20 protein-coding genes are annotated in these 24,724 nt (G+C 56.8%); 6 read left to right on the top strand and 14 right to left on the bottom strand.

From position 1 onward, the window contains the following. Positions 1-4: 4 nt before the first annotated feature. Positions 5-331, top strand: a complete 327-nt coding sequence (gene yciH / locus ACMGG1_RS10565; RefSeq protein WP_020827122.1) for a stress response translation initiation inhibitor YciH — start codon at positions 5-7, stop codon at positions 329-331. A 207-nt stretch (positions 332-538) separates the two neighbouring features. Here yciH and osmB read toward each other — a convergent pair whose 3' ends face one another. Continuing rightward, a complete protein-coding gene (gene osmB / locus ACMGG1_RS10570; protein ID WP_004945176.1) occupies positions 539-757 on the bottom strand; it encodes an osmotically-inducible lipoprotein OsmB in 219 nt (72 codons plus the stop codon). 352 nt (positions 758-1,109) lie between these two features. On the opposite strand from osmB, the gene araD reads away from it, so the two are divergent. After that, positions 1,110-1,805, top strand: coding sequence for an L-ribulose-5-phosphate 4-epimerase (gene araD / locus ACMGG1_RS10575; protein ID WP_122079491.1), 696 nt, complete (start codon positions 1,110-1,112; stop codon positions 1,803-1,805). A gap of 50 nt (positions 1,806-1,855) precedes the next feature. Here araD and ACMGG1_RS10580 read toward each other — a convergent pair whose 3' ends face one another. Genes ACMGG1_RS10580 through ACMGG1_RS10590 form a run of 3 tightly spaced genes read right to left on the bottom strand, consistent with a single transcriptional unit; the run spans position 1,856 to position 5,987 of the window. Continuing rightward, entirely contained in the window at positions 1,856-2,602 is a 747-nt protein-coding gene (locus tag ACMGG1_RS10580; protein WP_115058708.1) for a DNA-binding transcriptional regulator YciT, read from the bottom strand. A 48-nt stretch (positions 2,603-2,650) separates the two neighbouring features. Further along, positions 2,651-5,083, bottom strand: a complete 2,433-nt coding sequence (locus ACMGG1_RS10585; RefSeq protein ID WP_414161358.1) for a formate C-acetyltransferase/glycerol dehydratase family glycyl radical enzyme — start codon at positions 5,081-5,083, stop codon at positions 2,651-2,653. A 4-nt stretch (positions 5,084-5,087) separates the two neighbouring features. Then, the gene (locus ACMGG1_RS10590; protein WP_128865184.1) at positions 5,088-5,987 is read right to left on the bottom strand and encodes a glycyl-radical enzyme activating protein; all 900 of its coding nucleotides are present in this window, start codon (positions 5,985-5,987) and stop codon (positions 5,088-5,090) included. A 147-nt stretch (positions 5,988-6,134) separates the two neighbouring features. Between ACMGG1_RS10590 and fsa the strand changes: the two genes are divergently transcribed. Further along, positions 6,135-6,800: a fructose-6-phosphate aldolase gene (gene fsa / locus ACMGG1_RS10595; RefSeq protein ID WP_187961436.1), complete on the top strand. Its 666-nt coding sequence runs from the start codon at positions 6,135-6,137 to the stop codon at positions 6,798-6,800. Positions 6,801-7,000: 200 nt separating this feature from the next. On the opposite strand, the gene ACMGG1_RS10600 is transcribed toward fsa, so the two are convergent. The 3 genes from ACMGG1_RS10600 to gloA form a co-directional block, all read right to left on the bottom strand. Beyond that, entirely contained in the window at positions 7,001-9,058 is a 2,058-nt protein-coding gene (locus ACMGG1_RS10600) for a carbon starvation CstA family protein (protein WP_116690360.1), read from the bottom strand. Positions 9,059-9,287: 229 nt separating this feature from the next. Further along, the gene (locus tag ACMGG1_RS10605) at positions 9,288-11,222 is read right to left on the bottom strand and encodes an exoribonuclease II (RefSeq protein ID WP_414161359.1); all 1,935 of its coding nucleotides are present in this window, start codon (positions 11,220-11,222) and stop codon (positions 9,288-9,290) included. A 185-nt stretch (positions 11,223-11,407) separates the two neighbouring features. Beyond that, positions 11,408-11,935, bottom strand: a complete 528-nt coding sequence (gloA, locus tag ACMGG1_RS10610) for a lactoylglutathione lyase (protein ID WP_020827114.1) — start codon at positions 11,933-11,935, stop codon at positions 11,408-11,410. 99 nt (positions 11,936-12,034) lie between these two features. Here gloA and ACMGG1_RS10615 point away from each other — a divergent pair, with 99 nt between their 5' ends. Beyond that, complete coding sequence (locus ACMGG1_RS10615) at positions 12,035-12,889, top strand: LysR family transcriptional regulator (RefSeq protein ID WP_122079488.1); 855 nt, start codon at positions 12,035-12,037, stop codon at positions 12,887-12,889. Positions 12,890-12,904: 15 nt separating this feature from the next. Here the strand turns inward: ACMGG1_RS10615 and ACMGG1_RS10620 are convergent, their stop codons facing one another. Continuing rightward, complete coding sequence (locus tag ACMGG1_RS10620) at positions 12,905-15,211, bottom strand: FdhF/YdeP family oxidoreductase (protein WP_414161360.1); 2,307 nt, start codon at positions 15,209-15,211, stop codon at positions 12,905-12,907. A gap of 280 nt (positions 15,212-15,491) precedes the next feature. Between ACMGG1_RS10620 and dacD the strand changes: the two genes are divergently transcribed. Both dacD and ACMGG1_RS10630 read left to right on the top strand, forming a co-directional pair. Next, on the top strand, positions 15,492-16,661 hold the full coding sequence (gene dacD / locus ACMGG1_RS10625) for a serine-type D-Ala-D-Ala carboxypeptidase DacD (protein ID WP_149573173.1): 1,170 nt from the start codon (positions 15,492-15,494) through the stop codon (positions 16,659-16,661). A gap of 81 nt (positions 16,662-16,742) precedes the next feature. Beyond that, complete coding sequence (locus tag ACMGG1_RS10630) at positions 16,743-17,639, top strand: LysR family transcriptional regulator (RefSeq protein ID WP_020827110.1); 897 nt, start codon at positions 16,743-16,745, stop codon at positions 17,637-17,639. Between the two features lie 3 nt (positions 17,640-17,642). On the opposite strand, the gene ACMGG1_RS10635 is transcribed toward ACMGG1_RS10630, so the two are convergent. From ACMGG1_RS10635 to sapA, 6 genes are all read right to left on the bottom strand, one after another. Next, positions 17,643-18,830, bottom strand: coding sequence for a CMD domain-containing protein (locus ACMGG1_RS10635; protein WP_414161361.1), 1,188 nt, complete (start codon positions 18,828-18,830; stop codon positions 17,643-17,645). 585 nt (positions 18,831-19,415) lie between these two features. Next, a complete protein-coding gene (gene sapF, locus ACMGG1_RS10640; RefSeq protein ID WP_020827108.1) occupies positions 19,416-20,228 on the bottom strand; it encodes a putrescine export ABC transporter ATP-binding protein SapF in 813 nt (270 codons plus the stop codon). 1 nt (position 20,229) lies between these two features. Continuing rightward, the gene (gene sapD, locus ACMGG1_RS10645; RefSeq protein WP_020827107.1) at positions 20,230-21,222 is read right to left on the bottom strand and encodes a putrescine export ABC transporter ATP-binding protein SapD; all 993 of its coding nucleotides are present in this window, start codon (positions 21,220-21,222) and stop codon (positions 20,230-20,232) included. Next, positions 21,222-22,112, bottom strand: a complete 891-nt coding sequence (sapC, locus tag ACMGG1_RS10650) for a putrescine export ABC transporter permease SapC (protein ID WP_020827106.1) — start codon at positions 22,110-22,112, stop codon at positions 21,222-21,224. Before sapC ends, sapD begins: the two co-directional genes overlap by 1 nt. Continuing rightward, positions 22,099-23,064 carry a putrescine export ABC transporter permease SapB gene (gene sapB / locus ACMGG1_RS10655; protein ID WP_046373407.1) on the bottom strand — a complete coding sequence of 322 codons (966 nt, stop codon included), beginning with the start codon at positions 23,062-23,064 and terminating at the stop codon, positions 22,099-22,101. The genes sapC and sapB overlap by 14 nt, the downstream gene beginning before the upstream one ends. Next, positions 23,061-24,713: an ABC transporter substrate-binding protein SapA gene (sapA, locus tag ACMGG1_RS10660; protein ID WP_020827104.1), complete on the bottom strand. Its 1,653-nt coding sequence runs from the start codon at positions 24,711-24,713 to the stop codon at positions 23,061-23,063. Before sapA ends, sapB begins: the two co-directional genes overlap by 4 nt. Positions 24,714-24,724: the final 11 nt, after the last annotated feature.

Below are 24,724 nucleotides of genomic sequence, written 5' to 3' on the forward strand. Positions count from 1 at the left end.
GACAATGAACAACGATAACAGCCGGCTGGTGTATTCCACCGATAGCGGGCGTATCAAGCAGGAAGACGTCAAACCGCCGCGTGAAAAGGGCGACGGTATCGTGCGTATTCAGCGCCAGACCAGCGGGCGCAAGGGAAAGGGCGTTTGCCTGATCACCGGCGTTGATCTGGATGATGCCGCATTGGACAAGCTGGCGGCAGAGCTCAAGAAAAAATGCGGCTGCGGCGGTTCGGTGAAAGAGGGCGTGATCGAGATCCAGGGCGATAAGCGGGATCTGCTTAAACAGCTGTTGGAAGCCAAAGGGATGAAGGTCAAGCTGGCGGGCGGCTAATCGAATCGCCTGAGCGAATGGCCATGCCGCGGTGCAATACTGCGGCATGGCTGGGATACTGCTGCCGGGCGTTAACCCGTTGATGGCAACCCGCCATCGATGAAAGGTAAAACAGACCTGAAATAATCTTTATTATGCGTAATACGTCAAAGCGATATCGCTTTTGCCAGCCTGTCGGCAGAGGTATCTGAATACTGGCCGAACAGGTTATTTACCTACCTGATGACCAATGATGCCCCCCACCGCAGCCCCGCCGAGCGTACCCAGTGCGCTACCATCGGTCAGCACCGCGCCGCCTACGGCCCCCGCACCGGCACCAATGGCGGTGTTACGGTCACGTTTGGACATGTTTGAACAAGCGCTGAGTGAAAACGCCAGAGTAAGCGCCAGAGCGGCGGTGGCAAAACGTTTATTGATAATCATCATAATGACTTCTCCTTAGCATTGGCTATCTGGGAGTGCCTATTAAGTATAGGCATGAACCCGAATTTCGGCCTGCTAGTGGCTCCCAGTAAGTATCGCTATAAAAAATGGCATTTTTTGTTAAAGGCAGAATAATTGAAACGCCAAGAGCGCTCCCTCCGCCAATATTCACTATAAGCTTCTGCTGAACGATAAACAGGTAAATAATCTTAAAGTCCATTGCGCGCTATTTAATCCCCAACGCGCAAATTGCCGTTTCCAGCAGAAGACTACGCGGTCTTTAGCGATTTACGCCATACCGCCCCCAAGCCTGCCTGCCGACAATATTCCCAACAGGGTTAACCGGGAAAGAAACATGCTTAACGATCTCAAGCAGCAGGTATTGGAGGCCAATCTGGCGCTGCCACGTCATCATCTGGTGACCTTCACCTGGGGGAATGTCAGCGCTGTCGATCGGCGTGAGGGATTGATGGTGATCAAACCCTCGGGGGTGGAATACGGGGTGATGACTCGTGACGATATGGTGGTGCTGGAACTGGAAAGCGGCAAGGTGGTGGAGGGGGACAAAAAGCCCTCTTCAGACAGCGATACCCACCGCGCGTTGTACCTGGAATTTGGCGATGCCGGGGGCATAGTGCACACCCATTCGCGGCATGCCACCATTTGGGCGCAGGCAGGGTTGGATATTCCGGCCTGGGGCACAACGCACGCCGACTATTTCTACGGCGACATTCCCTGTACCCGACGGATGCAGGATGAGGAAATTAATGGCCGCTATGAATGGGAGACCGGCAGAGTGATTGTCGAAACCTTTGGTCAGCGTCGGTTAAATCCGGCGGCGGTGCCGGGCGTGCTGGTGCATTCTCATGGCCCCTTTACCTGGGGGGAAAACGCAGAAACCGCGGTTCATAATGCGGTGGTACTGGAAGAAATTGCCTATATGGGGATTTTTTCGCGCCAGTTGTCGCCGGGCCTGGCGAATATGCAGCAAACCCTGCTGGACAAACATTACCTGCGCAAGCACGGTAAAAACGCCTACTACGGCCAGTGAGCATCAGGAGGTCCGCCTGTCGGCGGCTCTCCCGTTGTTTCGTCTGAAGGCTAGTCGTTCACCATATCCAACTGTATTCCCTGGCGCTTCAACAGGTGTTGATACTCCAACGACAGCCGCGAATCGGTGATTACCCTCTGAACCTTGCCCTGCTGGGCCAGCGGATTGGGCTGAATTTGACCGAATTTTGACGAGTCGGTCAGGACAATATTTTCTACGCCCTTCGCCAGCACGGCGTTGACCACGTCGGCGCGCATCATATCGCGGCCGGTGAAGCCAGTATCCGCATGATAGCCATCGATGCCAATAAACGCCTTGCTGAAATGCACTTGCTGAATGCATTGGCGGGTTAATGGCCCGACCACGGTCTCGCTCTTTTTCTGGTACATGCCGCCCAGCACGATCACTTCGCAATCCGTTTCTTTTAGCAGATGGGCGATATAGTGGCTGACGGTGATCAGCGTGATGCGTTTACGCTCGGCGATATAACGCGCCAGCAGCGCGTTGGCGCTGCCGCTTTCGATAAAAATGGTCTCATCGTCGTTAACCAGCGAGGCGGCATACTGCGCCAGCTTTTGCTTGAGGGTGAAGTTGGACATCATGCGCGCATCGACGTCGTCGCTTTCTAATGCCAGCGCGGAACCGTGCACCCGTTTCAGGTAGCTGCGTTTCTCCAGCAGGTTCAAATCCTGGCGGATCGTCACCTCTGAAACGCCGGTGGCCGCGGCCAAATCGCTGACGCTGATACGCCGGCGATCGTTTACCAATTGAAGTATTGTCTGTTGTCTTGAATTCATATCAACCTGATGTGCGGCCACCAATGTGCGGCCGCTAATATTTATTGTTTAAATAGTATGTTCTGTTCGCGCAATAATATCATCCTGCGCGTCAGGGGATAATGCGGTAAAGAAAGCGGAATATCCAGCAACGCGGACCACTAAATCACGATATTGGTCAGGATGTTGCTTCGCTTTCAGCAGCGTTTCCCGCGACACGATGTTGTATTGCACATGCCAACCCTGGTAGTCCTCAAAGAAGGTGCGCAGCATCAACATCAGTTTTTCTCGGTCCCGCGGATCCTCCAACGTCGCCGGGTTCAGTTTCTGATTCAGCAACACGCCGCCGAGGATAGAAGCGGTGGGCAGTTTGGACAACGAATTGAACACGGCGGTCGGTCCCAGATGATCCGTACCGGAAGCCGGGCTGGCACCTTCCGCCAACGGCGTATGCGCTTTACGGCCGTCTGGCGTGGCCAGGGTAGCCGCGCCAAACGGCACGTTAGCTGAAATCGACGACGTTCCAGCGTAGTAGGTGCCGCCTATCGGGCCACGACCAAAGCGGGTATTGTGGTACTGCTTCAGTTCGTCGATATAAGTCTGATAAGCACGCACCAGCAGTTGATCGACCTCATCCTCGTCGTTACCGTATTTTGGAGCGGCGTTGAGCAGACGCTGGCGTAACTGTTCGCCGCTCAATCCGTCGAAGTCATTTTCCAGCGCTGCCGCCAATTGCCGTTGGCCAATAACCCCTTGTTCGAAGACCAGCTTGCGCACCGCCGCCAGGCTGTTGCCCAGGTTGGCTATGCCGACCTGCAGACCAGAAACCCAATCGTATTTTGCGCCACCTTGCTTGATACTTTTGCCGCGTTCGATGCAGTCATCCACCAGCGCTGAGCAGAGGATATCGTGCGCGTTCTCTTCTAATACGGTATCGACCACGCATTCAATTTCAATCGACTTGCGCGTGTAATAGCGGATCTGGCTGTCCCAAGCGCCCAGCACCTGCTCAAAGTCGGCGAAGTTTTCCTTCGAGAGCGCCTCTGCTTGTGGCAGGAAAATTTTGCCGGAGGTGGCATCGCGCCCTTGTTCCAGTGCCGCCAGCATGACGCGAGCGAAGTTGATAAAGCTCATGCCGGTGCAGCGGTAACCCCATTTCCCGCCCACGGCGGTTTCGATACAGCCGATCGCCGCGTAGTCATAGGCATCCTGCGGCTCCACGCCCAGTTTGATAAACTCAGGGATAACGATTTCATCGTTGTTGAAGGCCGGCATGCCGAACCCACAGCGGATCACTTGCACGCAGGCGTCGAGGAAGTCGTTACTCACTCCTGCATGGTAACGCACGCTGAGATTAGGCTGGGTGGAGCGTAAGCGCCCGCAGGACTCCAGAATGGCATAGGACAAGGGGTTAACCGCATCGCAGGGTTTGCCGTTGATCAGTTGCTGTCCGCCAATAGTGACGTTCTGATAAAGAGGACTGCCTGCCGAGGCCTTGGAATGTGAGCCGGAACGGATCTTGTTGATCTCCAACAGCTTCAACCAACAACTGTGCAGCATTTCAATCGCACGCTCGCGTGGCAACGTCTGTTCCAACTCTACGTCACGACGGTACCAGGGGTAGAGATATTGGTCGAGGCGGCCAAAAGACACCGAATGGCCGTTGGATTCAATCTGTAGCGTCAGTTGAATGAAGTAGCACAGTTGCAGGGCCTGCCAGAAGGTTTGTGGTGGCCGATGGGCAATCAGCTCACAGTTTTCCGCGATGGCCAGCAGCTCTTCACGCCGCCACAAACGGTTTTCCGTCTGCGCCATGTCGCGCGCCAACTGGGCAAAGCGCAAGATATGCGCGCTCAGCGCTTCCAGGGTCAGATCGATTGCCTTAAGGAATTGCTCCTGATGCAACTCTTCCCAGTCGGTAAGCCGGATACGACTGCGACGTTCATCGACCTTCTCACGCAGCCCGTCGAGGCCTTTTTCCAACAGTAGTGGGAAATTCACCGCGAGATGGGCATCCCCTGAGGTCATATTGCCTTCAGCCTTGATGATACCGGTGGCCAGCAGGGCCTTTTGTTCGTCGGTAAACATGCCGTAGCAGCGATCTTGCACCGTCTGGCCGCGCCACCACGGGCATAGCCGATGCAAAATGGCCTTGTTCTCTTCACTGACTGAGAAACCGGCGCCCGGACGGTCGGCCAGTTGGTCAATCTCGTCTTCGATCCAACTGACGGTATATTCGGGGAAAATCGGCGCAGCGCGTAATTCGCTGGCCTGGTTGCCGATAATCAACTCGTCGTTATCGATTCGCAAAGTTCGCTTAGCCAAATGGTTAGCCAATGCCAATGCCCGACGAACCGGCAAGGGTTTGTCCTGATGCTGCTGATAGGCTTCGGTGTAGTGCTGGGCGCGTTCGGTGCAAACCGGCGGTTTGACGATATGGATCAGCGCGTTCTTGTGAGCCTGGGTGCGTTCGGACAGGGTGGTCAGATCCAGCTTAGTCATGGTGTTATCCTCGCAAAATGGCAGTCAGCCCTTTGGCCTCGGCGTACTGTTCGGCATAGGCCAGCAGTTCAGGGGCATCTAGTGGGGTGCGGGCCGCGTGATAAGGCTCGCCGAGCAGGTTATATTTGTTGATACCCAACGTGTGGTACGGCAAGAAATGAATCTCTGTAACGCCGGCCTCATCGGCGGCGAAATCGACAATCGCGCGAATTGAGCGGCGATCGGCGTTAAAGTCGGGGATCAGCGGGACGCGCACGGTCATTCGGGTACCGTGGGCTGCCAGGCGGCGGAAGTTTTCCATTACCCGTTTGGCGGAGCCGCCGGTCCACTGCTTGAAACGTTTTTCATCGACGTGTTTCAAATCCGCCAGCATCAGATCGAGCCAGGGCAGCGAAGGTGCTATGTGCGACCAGGGCGTATGCAGGCAAGATTCCACCGCGGTATGAATGCCGGCCTCACGGCCGCGCTTCAGCAGTTCTGCCGCCACGGCAGGCTGCATGAAGGGTTCACCGCCGGAAAGTGTCAGGCCGCCACCGGTGCGCAGATAAAAAGGCCGATCGCGCAGCACCTCGGTCATGATATCGTCGATATTTACTGCGCTGCCGCACAGGCTGAGTGCGTCGGTTGGGCAACGGGCGGCTAATGCGGCATACTCTTCGTGGCTGAGTAACTCGCGCTGGATCAGCAGGTTGTCGTCTATTCGTTGAATCGCCTGAGGATGGCCTTCGGCGCACAGGGTACAGCCGCTGAGGCATAAACGCGGATCGAACAGCAAATCCGCTTTTCGCGAGCGGCTTTCCGGATTCTGGCACCAGAGACAGCCCAACGAGCAGCCCTTCAGGAACACTACGCTGCGGATGCCTGGACCATCATGGGTGGAATAGCGCTGCAGATTGAAGATCACGAGTCACCTGTCATTCGGTTGCTTTTCTTTTGCCATTAAAGTTGTTTCGAATGAAAGTTGATTTGATTTCGATCAAATATAAATGCGTTGCATGTTCCTACTATGATGAGAGTTTGAATTCGTCCACAAAAGATTCAGGAGTCCGTAATGGAGCTTTATCTCGATACCGCCGATGTGAACGCAGTAAAACGACTGGCGCGCATCCTGCCTCTGCACGGTGTGACCACCAATCCGAGCATTGTTGCCAAAGAGGGAAAACCGATTTGGGAAGTGTTACCGGCGCTGCGCGATGCGCTGGGGGGCACCGGCAAACTCTTTGCTCAGGTGATGGCTAACGACGCCGAGCGCATGGTGGCGGAAGCGGCGTTGCTTCATCAGCGAGTGCCTGGGCTGGTGGTTAAGATACCGGCGACCGCAGAAGGCCTGGCAGCGATTAAAAAACTGAAGTCGATGTCGATTCCTACGCTGGGGACGGCGGTTTATGGTGCGGGTCAGGGACTGCTGGCGGCGCTGGCGGGGGCTGAGTATGTGGCCCCATACGTGAACCGCCTGGACGCGCAGGGCGGTGACGGCATTGAAATGGTTCACGAGCTGCAGCAATTGCTGACGCTGCACGCGCCGGGAGCCCGTGTGCTGGCGGCCAGTTTCAAAACGCCGCGTCAGGCGCTGGAATGCTTGCTGGCGGGTTGTCAGGCCATCACTCTGCCGGTCGACGTGGCTGAGCAGTTCCTCGCGGCACCGGCGGTTCAGGCCGCGGTAGAGAAATTCGAGCAAGATTGGCAGGGGGCATTCGGCACCAATCTGCTGAACTGAGAACCACATAAGCAAAGAAAAGGGCGCCCGTTGACAAAGTGCTCTGTTGTTTAATGGTAGGGGCGCTGCATGCTGTGCCCAATAGCATAATCAATGGGTTAAATCGGGTCGAACATGTTCGACCCCTACCGGTTTAGCCTTTACGCAGGTTTGTCAGCAGTCTGAGGGCGCCGCAGCGCCCTGATTATAACCAACAGAATTTATACATTTTCACGCAGGACAATCGGCGACTCCTGCGCCGTAGGCTGGCTAGCATTCAGCGCGCGACGGATCACAAAGAAGGCGGAGACCAGCATGGTTACCGCCACCAGCATAAAGAAAGCGCACAGTGCGGCGTTAATCTGGTTACTGAAAACGATGGTCTCCATATCCTTCAGCGTCTTGGCCGGTGCGATCAGCGTGCCTTGTTCAATACCGGCAGAGAATTTCTTCGCCTGCGCCAGGAAGCCAATGCTCGGTTTCTCGTGGAATATTTTCTGCCAGCCGGCGGTCATTGAGGTAATAAACAACCAGACGGTCGGCAAAATGGTCACCCAGGCATAGCGCTGTTTTTTCATTTTGAACAGCACCACGGTACCGAGGATCAAGGCCATCGAGGCCAGCATCTGGTTGCCGATTCCGAACAGCGGCCACAGCGTATTGATGCCGCCGAGCGGATCGACCACCCCCTGATAGACAAAGAAGCCCCAGCCGGCGACGGCCACGGTGGTTCCCGCCAGATTACCGAACCAAGAACGGTTGTTAGCTAACCTTGGGATCGCCACGCCGACCAGATCCTGCACCATAAAGCGACAGGCACGGGTCCCGGCATCGACGGCGGTCAGAATAAACAGCGCCTCGAACAGAATGGCGAAGTGGTACCAGAAGGCCATCATTGCGCGGCTGTTAAACACCTCGGTAATGATATGTGCCATGCCCACGGCGAAGGTCGGGGCGCCGCCGGCGCGCGACAGGATGGAATGTTCCCCGACGTCTTTGGCAATCATCGTCAGGGTTTCCGGGGTGATCATAAAGCCCCAGCTGTTAATCACCTGAGAGGCATTTTCCACCGTGGTGCCGATCAGCGCCGCCGGCGAGTTCATGGCGAAGTAAACGCCTGGGTCGATCACCGACGCGCAAATCAACGCCATGATAGCCACGAAGGACTCCATCAGCATAGCGCCGTAGCCGATAAAGCGAATATGGCTCTCGCGCTCCACCAGCTTTGGCGTGGTACCGCTGGAGACCAGCGCATGGAAACCGGAAATCGAACCACAGGCGATGGTGATAAACAGGAACGGGAACAGCGAGCCGGCGAACACCGGGCCGCTGCCGTCGATAAAGCGCGATACCGCCGGCATTTTCATTTCCGGCATGGCGAAGACGATACCTACAGCCAACCCGATAATGACGCCAATCTTCATAAAGGTGGACAAATAGTCACGCGGTGCCAACAGCAGCCACACTGGCAACACCGAAGCGACAAAGCCGTAAACCACCAACACCCAGGTCAGCGTGGTGCCGTGCAGCGTGAAGAAGGGCCCCCAGTAGGGGTCTTGCGCCACGTTGCCGCCGTAGATGATCGCCAGCAGCATCAGCGCAAAACCGATCACCGAGATTTCAGCGATTTTACCCGGCCGGATAAAACGCATATACACGCCCATAAACAGTGCGATTGGGATGGTTGCAGCGATGGTGAACAAGCCCCAGGGGCTGTCGGCCAGGGCTTTAACCACCACCAGCGCCAGCGCGGACAGAATGATAATCATCACCCCCAGCGCGCCCAGCATGGTGATCACTCCGGCGAAGGCACCCAGTTCCTGCTTGGCCATTTCACCCAGCGAACGACCGTCACGACGGGTAGAGATGAACAGGATCAGGAAGTCCTGCACGGCGCCGGCCAGCATTACCCCGACCAGGATCCAGATAGTGCCGGGCAGAAAGCCCATTTGCGCTGCCAGAATAGGGCCAACCAGCGGCCCGGCCCCGGCGATGGCGGCAAAGTGGTGGCCAAACAACACCCACTTGTTGGTGGGGACATAGTCCAACCCGTCGTTGCGACGTTCGGCCGGGGTCATGCGGCGGTCGTCGAGCTCAAAGACTTTTTTGGCGATAAACAGGCTGTAGAAGCGGTAAGCGATGCTGTAACAGGCGACCGCCGCTACCACCAGCCAAACCGCATTGACGTGTTCACCGCGGCTTAGCGCCAGCATGGCGAAGGCGAATGCACCGACCAACGCCACCACCAGCCAGATGATCCCGGACTTGACGTTTTTCATGTTCAACAACTCCTTGGTGTGCAGAAAAAAAGAAAGAAGTGTTCTTAGGGAGAATGGCTACAAATTAAAAGTAGGAGTTTTGCAGGCGAAGAGAAGCAGGTCGGATGAGAAATGTGAAGCCGGTTGAGTAATAGCGTAAAAACAAGGTGATGAGGATGTTACTGGGAATAAAAAAACACCGGAGGGAGACCCGTCCGGTGTTTGTCTGGCATAACGTTTATGTTGCGGGTTAAGCCGCCGGTCTGGCGATCACGCTGCGGGTTTCCATACGCACTTCGGCGATGGTGACCTGCAGGGTATCCCCCTGGCGATAAACGACTTCGCCTTTGATCTGCACCGTGCCGGTATCCTGGCTGCATACCATTTCATCACGTACCGCGTGAATGAAGGGCGCCGGGATAAAGGCCACTGCGCCATTGTCCAGCAGACGAACGCGCAGGCCGCCGCGGGTTACGTCGATGATTTCCGCGTTGAAGCGTTCATCGGTGCCTGCTTTATCCTTGAGGTAGCGCGCGTAGAGCCAATCGCCAACGTCACGTTCCGCCATCCGGTTCAGACGACGACGTTCGGCCAGTTGGATTGTCACTTCGTCCAGCGGTTTCTCTGCGGACTGCCCGGTGATAACGGCTTTCAGCAAGCGGTGGTTGACCATATCACCGTATTTACGGATCGGAGAGGTCCAGGTGGCGTAAGCTTCCAGGCCCAGACCGAAATGTGGCCCCGGCGTAGTGCTGATTTCGGCATACGTCTGAGAGCGGCGAATACGGCTGTCGAGGAACTGGGTCGGTTGCGAATCCAGGTGACGACGCAGTTCGCAGAAACCTTCCAGCGTCAGCAGCTTCTCGGCTTCGGCTTCAACGCCGTTGGCTTGCAGCACGGTTACGGCTTGCTCAACCAGCAGTGGATCGAAACCGGTGTGCACGTTGTAAATGCCAAAGCCCAGACTGTCGCGCAGCACAATGGCGGCGCAGACGTTGGAAGCAATCATGCACTCTTCAACGATGCGGTTGGCGGTGCGGCGCTGTTCGGTGATGATCTCCAGCACTACGCCTTTTTCACCCAGCACAAAGCGGTAGTCTGGGCGATCTTTGAATACCAGAGCATGCTGGTGGCGCCAGGCGTTACGTGCATCGCACACGCGCTTGAGCAGGGTGATTTGCTGTGCGATTTCATCGCTCGGCGGCTGCCAGCCGGCAATGCCTTCCAGCCAGTCGGAGACTTCGTCATAAACCAGTTTGGCTTTTGATTCGATCTCGGCGCCGAAGAAGCGAATATCGTCACCCAATGCGCCGTCTGCACCGATGGTCACGCGGCAAGCCAGCACCGGACGGCGTTGGTTCGGACGCAGTGAACACAGGTTGTCTGACAGATCGCGCGGCAACATAGGGATGTTGAAACCTGGCAGGTAGTTGGTAAAGGCGCGCTTGCGGGCGATTTCATCCAGCGCGCTGCCTTGCGCGACGTAGGCGGTCGGATCGGCAATGGCGATGGTCAATTGCAGCGAGCCGTCGCCGTTGTCCTGCACAAACAGCGCATCGTCCATATCTTCGGTGCTGGCGCTGTCGATGGTGACAAAATTCAGAGCGGTCAGATCTTCACGCGGCACGGAAGCATCCGGCTCATCGATAGCGATCATCTCCGGCGCTTCTTTTTCCAGGCTGTGACGGGCCAGCGTGACCCACCACGGCGCAAGGTGATCTTCACCGTCAGTAATAAATTGGGTCAGATCGGCGTTGAAGCCGCGATCGCCTTTCAGCGGGTGGCGGCACATTTCCGCTACCGCCCAGTCACCGGCCTGGAAGTTATGCTTCAGTTCACGCACCGGACGGCAAGGGATCGCATCTTTCAGCAACGGATGATCGGGTACGATGGACAGACGGTCATCACGCTTTTGCACACGGCCGACAAAGCGCGACAGGAAGGGCTCGATCAGGGTTTCCGGCTCGGCGATTTCACGTTCTTTCTCGGTATGCAGGGTTGCGGTCACTCGGTCCCCGTGCATGACTTTCTTCATGTACGGTGGCGGAATGAAATAGCTTTTTTGACCGTCGACCTCAAGAAAGCCAAAGCCTTTCTCAGTCCCTTTTACTACGCCTTCAACGCGCGGGGTCTGAGAGTGAAGTTGCTGTTTAAGCTGCGCCAGCAGCGGGTTATCTTGAAACATATCGTCCAGTGAATGGGTTGTGAGTGGCAAGATTTGCGGCTGACAGTTTTACGCGAATCACCCGCTGCGGGCAAGCCAAACGTCACGGTTTTCCCGCGTTGGGGCGCGATTTTATGGAATATTGGGCGTTCAAAAGGCGGGAAGAAAACCCCGGCTCGAAACGCCGGGGGGAAACGGGGAGTAAATCAGTTCTGTAGCGGCGTAGGCTGCAGGATTTCAATCCAGTAGTCGTCGGGATCCTTGATAAAGGCCACGTAATTCATGCGACCTTCATGCAGACGTTTCTGGAAGTTCACGCCAAGGCGCTCAAAACGCTCGCAGGCAGCGTGCACGTCAGGCACCGTCACACAGAGGTGGCCAAAGCCACGCGGCTCACTGTTGCCGTTGTGGTAATGAAAATCAGCCTGCTGCTCGGTGCCATGGTTATGGGTGAGCTCCAAAATACCCGGTTGACTCAGGACCCAGCGTTTACGGGCATCGTCATCCTGTGGGATCTGGTCGCGCGGGCTGCGGGTCAGGTAGCAAATGGTAAACGCGGCTTCATTGAAGGTTTCCAGATACACCGGGGTAAAGCCCAGCACGCGGGTATAAAAGTCCAGCGCTTGGGTTAAGTCCTTCACGCGGATCATGGTGTGATTGAACACGTAGCCGTCGGTGACGGTTTCCGGCTGCGCGGTTACGCCCGGCAGGTTCAGTAAATCATTCAGTGGCATAGGGATCCCTCTTAGGTTGTCGATACGACTCTATGGCAAATAAATGCTAATCTAAAGTGATTGTTTCTAACCAAAACACTAACTAAAAGTGAATGAATCATGAAGCTGAGTCAGCTTAGATTTTTCTGCGCCGTGGTGGAGTATAAAACCATTGCCGCCGCCGCGCGGGAATTGCACTGTGTCCCCTCCAACGTCACGTTGCGCATCAAAGAGTTAGAAGACTCACTTGGCGGCGAGTTGTTTTTTCGCGATAAAAACCGGCTCTATGTCACGCCGAAAGGCCGACAGTTCTATCAACAGGCCGTCGACATCCTGACGCTGGCAGACCGCAGCCAACAATTGTTCGCCGGTCGTCAACCGCAGGGCCTGCTGAATCTGGGGGCGCTGGATTTTTCTCTGATCAGTCACCTGCCGTCACGCATCGCTCACTTGCGCCGCAGCCAGCCCCACATGCAGGTCAACGTGCTGAGTCGAGACTCGCTGGTGCTGGAACGGATGCTGATTGACAGCGAGATCGATCTGGCGTTGACCGACGGGCCGATAGAGCACCCGCTGCTGGCCAGTCGCGCGGCGTTTGATGAGCGCCTGGTGCTGTTGATGCCGGCCTCGGTGCCGCAGCTGGACGCCGCAACCCTGGCACAGTTAGAGTTTTATACTTTCAGCCGCGAGTGTTCTTTCCGCCTGAAAATCGATCGCTGGTTGGCCTCACGCCAGCTAAAGCCGCGGATGACGCTGGAGATGGAGTCGTACACGGCGATGGCAGCCTGCGTAAAAGCGGGTTGTGGCGTCGCCTGTGTTCCGGGGTCTTTGCTGCCGATGATCCTGCCTGAGCAGGCGTTAAAAGTGGTGGAAATGGGGGCGGAAGGGGTCAGCAATTTGTACTTCGTGTGGCGCCGCCATCAGCTCTCTGACGAGTTGCAGACGGCGCTCGATCTGTTAATGCACCCGGCGTGAACCGGGCGCATCCATTCAGGCAATACGCAGCGTCGGTTGCGCCACACAACGGCGGATCTCCACCGGTATCGACTTCGACGTTGGCGTGCCGGTGCCGTCACCAAAGCTGGCAAGCGGAACCAACGGGTTAGTCTCTGGATAGTAAGCCGCCAGATTACCGCGTGGGATATCGTAGCTTACCAGTTTGAAGCCACTGACCTTACGTGTAATGCCGTCATTCCACAGTGTTTCAATCTCTACCAGCTCACCGTCTTGCATATCCAACGCCGCCAGATCTTCAGGGTGTATAAACAGCACCTCTCGTTGGCCGTAGACGCCGCGGTAACGGTCATCCAGTCCGTAGATAGTGGTGTTGTACTGATCGTGCGAACGCAGTGTTTGCAGCGTGAAGGGCGCCTGTCGGCCATCCAACTGCGGGAACAGGCTGGTTGGCAGAGGCGCAGCGCTAAACTCGGCCTTGCCGCTTGGGGTGTCAAAGCGCAGTTCTGCGGCGGCATTACCCAGGTAGAAACCACCGGGCTGGTCGCAGCGCCGGTTGAAATCTTCGAAACCGGGAATGGTGGCGGCGATATGGTCGCGGATCAACGAATAATCGTCTGCCAGCTCCAGCCAGTCGAGCTGCTGGTTGCCCAACACCGCATCGGCGATGCCGCATACGATGGCGGTTTCTGAACGCTGGGTCTCCGCAAGTGGTTTACCGACGCCTTCCGACGCGTGCACCATGCTGAAAGAGTCTTCAACCGTAATGTACTGTGGGCCGCTGGCCTGCATATCCTGTTCGGTACGGCCCAGGGTCGGCAGGATCAGCGCGTCTTTGCCGGTGACCAGATGACTGCGGTTGAGCTTGGTGCTGATATGCACAGTCAGATCACAACAGCGCAGGGCACGGGCAGTGCGTTCGGTGTCCGGCGCAGCCGCGGCCAGATTGCCGCCCAACGCCAGCAAGACCTTAACCTCACCGCGCAGCATCGCCTCAATGGCCTCTACGGTGTTATGGCCCGGCTCGCGTCGCGGCGAGAAGTCAAAGTGCTGCTCCAGGCTGTCGAGCAGTGCCTTGGGGGACTTCTCATCAATGCCCATGGTGCGGTTGCCTTGCACGTTGCTGTGGCCACGTACCGGACACAGGCCGGCGCCCGGTTTACCCAACTGACCGAACAGCAGCTGCAGGTTGGTGATCTCACGTACCGTTGGCACAGAATGCTTATGCTGGGTGACGCCCATCGCCCAGGTGCAGATCACGCGTTCGGCACCCTGATAAATCGCCGCCGCCTGACGCAATTGTTCCTCGCTGAGGCCGGACTGCTGGGTGATTTGTTGCCAGGTCGTAGCATCGACCTGCGCCAGATACGCCTCGACGCCGACGCTGTGTTGACTGATGAATGCCTGATCGAACAGGCCGGGTTCACCGGCCGCCAGGCGCTCACGATGACTTTCCAGCAGCGCTTTCACCATGCCGCGCACGGCCGCCATATCCCCGCCGAGGTTGGGTTGGTAATAGGATGAACTGATCGGCGACGACTTGGGCGTCAGCATTTGAATCGGGCTTTGCGGATCGGCAAAACGCTCGAGGCCACGTTCGCGCAGGGTGTTAAAACTGACGATGCGCGCACCGCGGTTGGCGGCATTTTTCAGGCTATGCAGCATGCGCGGGTGGTTGGTGCCAGGATTCTGGCCAAACACGAAGATGGCATCGGCTTTTTCAAAGTCGTCCATGCGAATGGTGCCTTTCCCTACGCCGATACTTTGTTTGAGGCCCACGCCGCTGGCTTCGTGGCACATATTGGAGCAGTCAGGGAAATTGCTGGTGCCGAGCATACGACCAAACAATTGATACAGATAAGAAGCTTCATTGCTGGCGCGGCCCGAAGTATACAACTCGATCTGGTTCGGGTTATCCATCTGGTTAATATGCTGGGCGATTAACGCCAGTGCGTCCGGCCAACTGATCGGCTGGTAGTGGTCTGTTTCGGCGTTATAGCGCATGGGGTGGGTGAGACGGCCCTGGTATTCCAGGAAATAATCACTTTGCTGCAGCAGGGTGCTGACGCTGTGAGCCGCGAAAAACTCCGGCTCGACCGCGTTACGCGTGGCTTCCCAACTGACCGCTTTGGCGCCGTTTTCGCAGAAACTGAAGGTGCTGTGGTTGTCGTCGCCCCAGGCACAACCTGGGCAGTCGAAGCCGCGAGCCTTATTCACGCGCATCAGGTTACGCAGGTTTTGCAGCGTCTGTTTACTGTCGAGCACATAGCGGGTAGTGGCTTCGAGTGAACCCCAGCCGCCCGCCGCGCCGGTATACGGCTTTATTGACGGTTTAAATTTCATATTGTTCTTCGCAGGTGATGTAGCTAATAAGTGAACGCTTTTTTAAGCGCTTTCAGTGTTTATGTCACAAGTTTAGGTTGGGGCGGTGTGAGCGTCTAATCGAATGGGACAATGGCGGCATAGAGCAGATTTATCGCGTAGCGGTACCGGGCAAACAAATCGTTGCATTATGACATCTGCTGAAAAAGAGTAACGATTCCGCTTTCCCGATAATTAATGCAGTCTATATCACGGATTATATTGGCATTTTATTTAGCCCGCAGGGCCTGAGGAACAGTGATTGAAGCGTTCAGTATGGGTGATGATCGCCGGCATGTTAGTGCCGCTGGCGGTACAGGCAGCAGATATTCCCTTCAGTATTGCGCAAAACACACCGCCGGCGATAGACGCCGCCTCTTACGTATTGATGGATTACACCACTGGACAGGTGTTGGCGCAGGCAAACGCAGATCAGCGCCGCAACCCAGCCAGCCTGACCAAGCTGATGACCGGATTGGTGATTGATCACGCGCTCGATCAGCACAAAATTGGCCTGGATGACGTGGTGACGGTGGGCAATGACGCCTGGGCTCAGGGCAACCCGGTGTTTAAGGGATCATCATTGATGTTCTTAAAGCCAGGTGACAGGGTCACGGTTCGCGATCTCAGCCGCGGTATCATCATTGATTCGGGCAACGATGCCTGTGTCGCGATGGCGGATTATGTGGCAGGTAGCCAGGCGGCATTCGTTAAGTTGATGAATGAAAAGAGTGCCCAGCTTGGCCTGCAGAATACCCATTTCGAAACCGTGCATGGGCTGGATGCGCCGGGGCAATTCACTACGGCGGGCGATTTGGCGGTGATTTCACGCGCTATCATCATGAGCGAACCGGCGGAGTATCACATGTACAGCGAGAAATCGCTGACCTGGAACGGCATCACCCAGCAAAATCGCAATGGGCTGCTGTGGGATAAAAACCTGCACGTCGACGGGTTGAAAACCGGGCATACCGCCTCGGCCGGCTTTAACATTATTGCCTCGGCCACTGAAGGAGACCGGCGGCTGATTGCGGTGGTGATGGGCGGTAAAAGTTCGAAAGGGCGTGAAGAGCAGGCGCGCAAATTGCTGACCTGGGGCCTGCGTGATTTCACCACCGTGCATCTGTTCAGCGCCGGGCAAAATCTGGGGCAGGAAAAAGTGTGGTATGGCGACCGTCATGAGGTCGCGGTGGGCAGTGCAAAAGAGGAATATCTCAGCCTGCCGAAAAGTGAAGCCGACAAACTGAAGGCGCAGTATGTGGTCAGCGTTCCGCGCCTGGATGCCCCGTTGACCCAAGGGCAGACGATTGGCGAAATCCGTATCAGCGATAACGGCAAGCTGCTCAAAACCTTGCCGCTGGTGGCATTGCAACCGGTCCAGCAAGGCGGCGCGTTCTCACGATTGATGGACTACGTAAAACTGAAGATTTGACCCCTCCGGGCGTAGCCAGCTGCGCCCGAAACCCTACAGCGATGGTATACTCAGGTCAGTCATGACTTATTGAGCCGTTTTATGGATATTAAGCAACTGATCTACCTGTGTAATCTCGAACGCGAGCGCCACTTCGGCCGTGCGGCAGAGGCCAGCTTTGTCAGTCAGCCGACATTGTCTATGCGGCTGAAAAATTTGGAAAAAGAGCTGGGCGTATCCTTAATCAACCGCGGTAACAACTTCGAAGGTTTTACTGCCGAAGGCGAGCGGGTGCTGTCGTGGGCGCGTGAGATCGTGTCGGTTTATCAGGGGCTGAAGCTAGAGGTCGAGTCGCTTAAACACGGGCTTAACGGCACGTTGCGCATCGGAGTGGTACCGCAATGCAGCATCTCGCTGGCGCAAATGTTAAAGGACGTCAGTGAGCGTTACCCTCAGCTGGATTATCGGGTAGCGGTGCTGAGTGCCGATCAGTTGCTGGAGGCGTTGACGGCACATACCGTAGATGTCGGCATCGGTTTCTTCGAGCTTTCCACGCTGCAAGAGCTGCACTTTCAGTCCCAGCCATTGGCGGACGCAGGGGTCGAGCTGGTTTTCCACCCGCAGCATTTTCCTGAGTTGGTAGGAGATACCCCCCTGACGCTGGAGGATGTAGCCACGCTGCCACTGTGCCTGGCTGAGCCGACGCGTTACTTCCGCCGTTATCTTGATCAAAACTTCCGTGAAGCCGGACTGACGCTGCACGTTCGAATGGAAACCACCTCAATATTCCAACTGTTGCAGGGCATTTTCGTCGGTCTGGGCTGTGGGCTTTTCCCGCATGGCAACCTGTTACCGGCAATGATGCCGGAGTTGCAACACCGACCGATAGCGATCGCGGCGATGTCACGTCATGCTGCGGTCGTGGTCGCCGAGCCGGGACGCGCATCGCCGTTGGCGCAGCATTTCTTTGATGCCGCACGAGGTTGGTTGCTGCGCTAGCGATTACGCCAGGTTTTCACTGAGATGTTGGGTGTCGCCGAGCGTTTGACGCAGGCGGTTCTCCCAGGCATACAGCGCGCCGGTGAGGATCACGTCCAGCGCCTGCGCCTGATTCAACCCACTGTTAAACAGCGGCTGCACGCTGCGCGGCGTGAACTTTTCAGGCGTGCGGGTCAGGTCGGTTACTACGCGGATCACAGCCTGGTTAACCGGGTCATTGGTACTCTCCAGCCCCTGCTCAATGCTATTGAACAGGGCGCCGACCAGTTCTTCTTGTTGAATATCCTGTGCGACGGTCGCTGCGCAGTAGCGGCTGCCGTTAATGCGGGAAACTGCCAGCGTCGCCAGCGCTTTCAGCCGCGCCGACAGGCCATAACCGTCGGCATTGATACTGTTGAACACGCCATTGCGTTCACGCAGCGCGGGCGCATCGTGGGCCAGCAACAGATAATAGGATTCGCTGCGAGCGTCGGGATGGCTTTGATCAAGCACGTCGAGCTGTTCGGCACGGGCCTCTTCCGGCACCACCACGGGAAGACGCGCTTGCCATGCCAGTTCTTCCTCGGTGAACACAATGCCTTCGGCGTCAGCGATGTTCGGGAAACCGGGCACCACTCCCGTTGGCCGCCCGGCCAAGGCAGCCACGCCGGCGACCACGCGTGCCTGGTAGCTAACAAAACCGATAATCTGCGAAAAGGTCACGATATCCGCCGGGCTTAACCCGACGTCGCTCAGCTGCTGCAACGCCTTGCTGCAAATCAACGTCGGTTGACTGGCGAGCTGGCGGGCATACTGGGTGATTTGGGCCAGGCGGATATTACTTTCACGTGAGGCGTCGGGGCTGTACAGGGGGGCGAGGCGGGCGGCGTAGTGGCTACAAAGAGACTGAACGCCGGTCACCTGTGCCACGGTTAATGCGGTGCTGAGGCGATCATAAGGTGACAATGTCACTGTGCGTGACAATTCGACCCGATCGGGAAACAGCACGTGATATCCGGCCAGGGAGGCGTTAAATACCCCGGCGCGTGCAGTCAGCGCGGTGTTCAGCGCTTCGTCGGCAAAAGCGCCCAGCCCCAGCAAAAATCGATCGCGGATGCCGGCCGCCTGCGGCTCCAACGGCTGCTCACCGCGCACGCTGCTTTGGGTTTCGTGATACCACTGGGCATTATGTTGTCGACGTAGTAGTTCCATAGGGGATGATCCTTAATCATGAGCAACAGCCACCGGTGCAGCAGGCAACGGCGGCAAGACAAAATGGCAACATGCCCGCAGAGGGACATGGAATGACAGTATCAGCCTTGGTCATCACAACACAGCGCGTGACCATAAACAGAGAAACCTGCGGCTAAAGCGAGTAGAAACTGCGAGAGTCGGCGATTGCGATGGCTGTTCATCAGTGCGATATCCTGTCGTTTAATAAGCTCAACGTAGGGGATATCCTCACCGATTCGATTGGCGAGATAAAATAATGTTAAGGACTAATCAATAACTGAATGGAATAAAATATAATGATATATAGCAAGATTGTAATTTGTATTTGCGGTTTTTGGCTAAGCGCTCACTGAATCGGGGCGATAAAAAACCCGCTTTAAAGCGGGTTGATACCGTTGACGAAGTGCTCTGTGGTTTTTCTGTAGGGGCGCTGAAAGCTGCGCCCAATGGCATAATCAATGAGTTAAATCGGGTCGAACATGTTCGACCCCTACAGGTTTAGCCTTTCACGGATATCTGCAGTCTGAACCCGCTTTAAGGCAGGTTCTCTTTATGATTTGACGATCAGAATCTGCCGCCGTCACGTCGCCAGGCGTCTGCGGTAAGCGCCTCGCCAAAGTGGCTGGCAATCAGGCGTTTGGTCAGCTCATGCAGCGGTGAAGCCAATACCTCGGCCGTACTGCCGCGTTCGACGATTTCCCCTTCATGCATCACCATCACCTGATCGCTGATGTGTTTCATCATGCCCAGGTGTTGAGTCACATAAATGTAGGAAATGCCGTGTTTTTCCTGCAGTTCCAGCATCAGGTTGATGATTTGCGAACGCATCGACATATCCAGCGAGGCCAGCGCCTCATCGGCTACGATCACCTTCGGTTGCAGGATCAAGGCGCGGGCCAAAGCCACCCGCTGTTTCTGGCCGGACGCCAGCATATGCGGGTAATAATTGGCGTGATCCGGCAGCATCCCCACCTGACGCAGGGTTCGGTTGATCTGTTGCTCACGTTCAGGGGCGGCCATTTCGGTATTGAGCCGCAGCGGGGCGTCCAACAGCTGGCCGATACGCTGACGAGGATTGAGAGAGGTGCTCGGATCCTGAAATATCATGCGGATACGCTGGCTGCGGTAACGATAATCGCCATAGTTAAGCCGATGGTCGTCAATCAGCAGTTCTCCGGCTGAGGGCTCGACCATGCCGGACAGCATCTTGGCCAGGGTGGACTTGCCAGAGCCGTTTTCACCGATGATCGCCAGCGTTTGCCGTTCACGCAGGGTAAAGCTGACCGATTTGACCGCTTCCACATGCTGGCGGCGAAACAGCCCGGTGCGGTAACGGTAGGTTTTGCTCAGATTGCGCACTTCCAACAGCGTTTCCATGTTATTGCTCCTCCATGTTCAGCGGGAAGTGACAGGCGAACAGGTGGTTTTTCACCGGACGCAGGCGAGGTGTCTCAATGCATTTCTTCTGCGCATAGGGGCAGCGCGGCCCCAGCCGACAACCTATCGGCAAATGCTCCAGCGACGGAATGGCTCCCGGCAGGGTATTGAGGCGGCTTTTATGCGGCAATGCGCGGCCAAAGTCCGGCATTGCGCGGATCAGCGCCTGAGTATAAGGGTGGTGCGGTGCGGCCAGCAGGTCTTCGCACTGGGCGCTTTCTACCGTCTGCCCGCAGTACAACACGTTGACCCGATCGGCCCATTTGCTCATCATTTGCAGATCGTGGCTGATCAGCAAAATGGTGGTGTTGTTGTTTTGATTCAAACGCGCCAGCAGACGGAAAATCTGCGCCTGCGTGGTCGGTTCCATGGCGTTGGTCGGTTCATCGGCGATCAGCAGGCGCGGCTGATTGGCCAGGGCGATGGCGATCATCACTTTCTGGCACTCACCGTCGGTCAGCTCATAAGGAAAGCTGCCCATGATGTCTTTGTGATCCTTGATGCCCACCCGGTGCAGCAGCTCTATGGCGCGGCGTTTGCGCCAGTTAAAGCGTTGCCACCAGCGGCCTTTGTAGGTCCAACCCGGAATGGCCTGCACCAGCTGACGGCCGATGCTTTCGGAAGGATCCAGACAGGATTGTGGCTCCTGGAAAATCATCGACACGTTATGCCCGACCAGCTTGCGTCGTTCACGCGGTGTTAGCTGCAACAGGTCGATATCATCGAAACGGAAACGGTCGGCGGTGACGCGCCAGTTGTCTTTGGTGACGCCGCAGATCGCTTTGGCGATCAGGCTTTTACCGGAACCGGACTCGCCCACCAGGCCGCGGACTTCCCCCTCACTCAGGGTCATGCTGACGCGATCGACTGCCTTTACCGGGCCTTCGGCGGTCATAAATTCAATCGTCAGGTTGCGGATATCAAGTAATGGCATTATTCCACCCCCGTATTGATTGCGCGGCGCATACCGTCGCCCAACAGGTTAACCAGCAACACGCTGACCAGGATTGCCGCGCCGGGCAGCATCACTGTCCAGGGGGCGACGTACACCAGCTCCAGTGAATCGCCGAGCATGGCGCCCCATTCAGGGGACGGCAGCTGTGCGCCAAGATCGAGGAAGCCGAGGGCGGCAATGTCCAGGATCGCCATCGACAGCGCTCGGGTGAACTCCGTCACCAGCACCGCCACAATGTTGGGCATCACGGCGTACCACAGTATTTGCAAGGTTGACGCGCCATCGAGACGCACCGCCACCACATATTCTTTTTCCAACTCGTCATGCACTGCGCTGTAGATAGTGCGCACCATGCGAGGCAACAGCGCCAGCCAGACGGCCAGCATGGCGTGCTCGAGTTTTGGCCCAAGGAACGCCACCACCACGATCGCCAGCAGCAGCGAAGGGATGGAGAGCAGGGTGTCGAGAATGTGATTGAGCACCGCCGAGCGCAGGCCGCGGGTTACCCCGGCAAACACCCCGAGGATCACCCCGACAAAGGCGGCGGCAACGGTAACCAGCAATGCGGAACCGAAGGTGGCGGCGGTGCCGGTCAGCAGGCGGCTGAGAATGTCGCGGCCGAGATCGTCGGTGCCCAGGAAGAAGGAAACGTTGCCGTAACGTGACCAGGAAGGCGGCAATAGTTGATAACCCAGGAACTGTTGATCGAGCGCATAAGGGGCCAGCAGGCTGCCGAACACGGAAAGCAGCAGCAGCGCTATCACGCCGTAGAAGCCGATCATCGCCAGCGCATCGCCGTAAAAAATCCGCCAGGTATACAGCAGCGGGCTCGGCATTTTCTTTTCGCGGTATACGTTATCTAAGGGCATACCATTCCTTATGTTTCAGTGGGTTGGTGGCAGCGCCTAAAATATCGGCCAGGACGTTAATGGTGATCACCAGCGTGCCGACCACCATAACGCCGGCGGAGATCGCCGCATAATCCTGCTGGCGAATGGCATTGATCATCCAACGCCCGAGGCCCGGCCAACTGAACACCACTTCGGTGATCATCGCCAGCGTCAGCATGGTGGAAAACTGCAACCCCAGCTTGGGCACGATAGGCGGCAACGCATTGTGCAGCACGTGGCGGCGGATAATGGTGAAACGGGATAAGCCGCGGGTTGCGGCGGCTTTGATGTAGTTCTGATTGAGCACGTCGTCGGTGCTGATACGCATCAAACGCACCACCTCGGTGGTGGGCGCTACCGCCAGTGCGGTAATCGGCAAAATCATATGGCGCAGCGCGCTGCCGATCATTTCCGTGCGGTAGGGTGAATCGGACAACCAGGCGTCAATCAGGGCAAAGCCGGTGATGGGCTTGACCTGATACAGCAGATCGAAACGTCCGGAGACCGGCAGCCAGCCAAGGTGCAGCGAGAAAAACAGCATCAGCAGCAGCGCCAGCCAGAAAACCGGCATCGAAAAGCCCAACAGCGCAAAGGTGCTGATGGCGGTGTCCTGCCATTTGCCACGCATCACGCCGGCAATAATGCCCAGAGGAATGCCGATAAACAGCGCCAGGGTGAAGGCCAGTAGGCATAGCTCCATAGTGGCAGGAAACACTTCGCGCAGCTGTTCGCTGATTGCCTGGCCATTAATGCTGGAGACGCCAAAATCCCAGTGCAGCAGGCTGACAAAGTAAAACTGGTAGGCATCCAGCAGGGCAGCGCCGTTCAGCGGCGCCCGCGGTGTGAAATAGCTGAGGCTAAAGCTGACCAATGTCAGGAAGAACAAGGTGATCAGCAGCAGCAAGAAACGGCGTAAGGTAAAGATAATCACTTTTTCGGCCCCTCCGCAGACTCACGGTACACCCCGGCAAAGGACGCATTGCCGAACGGGCTCAGTACCAGTCCTTTGATGTCGTAACGATAGGCCTGCAGGCGCAATGACGACGCCAGCGGCAACACCGGCAACTGCTGCTCAAGAATTTTCTGCGCCTTCTGATAGTTTTCGATGCGCTGCGCCAGCTGTTGTGACAGCAGGGCATTTTGCAGCACTTCGTCAAACGCCGGGTCACACCAGTGAGCATAGTTGGTTTGTGAGCGGATTGCCGCGCAGCTCAGCAGCGGCCGGAAGAAGCTGTCCGGGTCGTTACTGTCGGTGGCCCAGCCGGTGAGGGTCAGATCGTGATTCATCTCCATCAGCCGCGCCTCCTGGAAACGGCCTTCGACCGGCACTATGGTCACGTTAATGCCGACCTGAGCCAAATCGGCCTGGATCAGCTCGGCGGTTTTTAACGGACTGGGGTTGTAGGATTGCGAGGCGGTCGGTACCCACAGGCGCAGGTTCAGCGACTCAATACCCGCTTGCTTGAGCATTTCGCGCGATTTGGCCGGATTGAATTCGGTAACGTGCGCTTCATTGTCGTAGGCCCAGGAGGCGCGCGGCAAGATGGAGGCGGCGGTTTCCGCGGTGCCATAGTAAATCGACTGCATCAGACGCTGGTTGTTGATCGCCAGCGAAATCGCCTGACGGACGTTCAAATCGTTCAGCGGCGGTTTGCGGGTGTTAAACGCCAGATAGGCGATGTTCATGCCAGGGCGCAGCGTCAGCCGCAAGCGCGGGTCATCGCGCAGAATTGAAAGCTGGCTGGCGGCGGGATAGGCCAGCACGTCGCACTCACCGGTCAGCAATTTCGATAGCCGTCCGGTACCGCCGGCACCCAGATCGATCACCACCTGCGGCATACGCGGTTTACCTTTCCAGTAAACATCGTTGCGCGCCAGGCGGATATATTGTCCTGAGCGGTATTCATTGAGCATGAACGGCCCGGTACCGACCGGTTCGCGGTCAATCATCTCCTGACGGCCTTCACGCGTCAGATCGTCTGCGTATTCTGCCGACAACACCGGCGCATAGTGGGTGGCGATGTGCCACAAGAATGAAGCGTCTGGCGCCTGCAGGCGGATTTCCACCGTGTACTCGTCCAGCTTCTTCACGCTTTGCACCGAGTCGCCAAATTGCAAACTGTCGAAATACGGGTACTCGCCGCCGTTGACGTCATGGTAGGGGTGCTTTTGGTTAAACACGCGCTCGAAGCTGAAGACCACGTCGTCGGCATTCAGCTTGCGGGTCGGTTTGAACCAGTCGGTAGTCTGGAACGGCACGTCTTTGCGCAGGTGAAACCGGTAAGTGGCCCCGTTATCCAGCACTTCCCAGCTTTGCGCCAATTCGGGGATCAGCCGGTAGGTGTACGGATCGACGTCCAGCAAGCGATCATAAAGCTGTGCGGCCAGGGTATCGACCGTCAGGCCGCTGCTGGCCATCTGCGGGTTGAAGGTGTTCAGTATGCCGCTGACGCAATAGACAAATCCGCTTTGGCGGATGTCCGGCAATGGCGATGCCGCGGTGGGCGCAGGGGGTGTGGAGGCCAGAGCGCTGCCGGCAAGGCAGCTCAGTGACAATATCCAAAGGGGTAAACCACGCATAGAGGCTTCAT

This window comes from Serratia sp. BNK-12 (genome assembly GCF_047456085.1).
In the GTDB taxonomy this organism is placed as follows: Bacteria; Pseudomonadota; Gammaproteobacteria; order Enterobacterales; family Enterobacteriaceae; genus Serratia; species Serratia liquefaciens.

Bases quoted from the DNA above. Each gene is read 5' to 3' on its own strand.
- fsa (WP_187961436.1), top strand. From the start codon at position 6,135: ATGGAGCTTTATCTCGATACCGCCGATGTGAACGCAGTAAAACGACTG.
- osmB (WP_004945176.1), bottom strand. From the start codon at position 757: ATGATGATTATCAATAAACGTTTTGCCACCGCCGCTCTGGCGCTTACT.
- ACMGG1_RS10635 (WP_414161361.1), bottom strand. From the start codon at position 18,830: ATGGAACTACTACGTCGACAACATAATGCCCAGTGGTATCACGAAACC.
- sapD (WP_020827107.1), bottom strand. From the start codon at position 21,222: ATGCCATTACTTGATATCCGCAACCTGACGATTGAATTTATGACCGCC.
- yciH (WP_020827122.1), top strand. From the start codon at position 5: ATGAACAACGATAACAGCCGGCTGGTGTATTCCACCGATAGCGGGCGT.
- ACMGG1_RS10615 (WP_122079488.1), top strand. From the start codon at position 12,035: ATGAAGCTGAGTCAGCTTAGATTTTTCTGCGCCGTGGTGGAGTATAAA.
- ACMGG1_RS10630 (WP_020827110.1), top strand. From the start codon at position 16,743: ATGGATATTAAGCAACTGATCTACCTGTGTAATCTCGAACGCGAGCGC.
- ACMGG1_RS10620 (WP_414161360.1), bottom strand. From the start codon at position 15,211: ATGAAATTTAAACCGTCAATAAAGCCGTATACCGGCGCGGCGGGCGGC.
- ACMGG1_RS10605 (WP_414161359.1), bottom strand. From the start codon at position 11,222: ATGTTTCAAGATAACCCGCTGCTGGCGCAGCTTAAACAGCAACTTCAC.
- sapF (WP_020827108.1), bottom strand. From the start codon at position 20,228: ATGGAAACGCTGTTGGAAGTGCGCAATCTGAGCAAAACCTACCGTTAC.
- ACMGG1_RS10580 (WP_115058708.1), bottom strand. From the start codon at position 2,602: ATGAATTCAAGACAACAGACAATACTTCAATTGGTAAACGATCGCCGG.
- gloA (WP_020827114.1), bottom strand. From the start codon at position 11,935: ATGCCACTGAATGATTTACTGAACCTGCCGGGCGTAACCGCGCAGCCG.
- ACMGG1_RS10585 (WP_414161358.1), bottom strand. From the start codon at position 5,083: ATGACTAAGCTGGATCTGACCACCCTGTCCGAACGCACCCAGGCTCAC.
- araD (WP_122079491.1), top strand. From the start codon at position 1,110: ATGCTTAACGATCTCAAGCAGCAGGTATTGGAGGCCAATCTGGCGCTG.
- sapA (WP_020827104.1), bottom strand. From the start codon at position 24,713: ATGCGTGGTTTACCCCTTTGGATATTGTCACTGAGCTGCCTTGCCGGC.
- sapC (WP_020827106.1), bottom strand. From the start codon at position 22,112: ATGCCCTTAGATAACGTATACCGCGAAAAGAAAATGCCGAGCCCGCTG.
- ACMGG1_RS10600 (WP_116690360.1), bottom strand. From the start codon at position 9,058: ATGAAAAACGTCAAGTCCGGGATCATCTGGCTGGTGGTGGCGTTGGTC.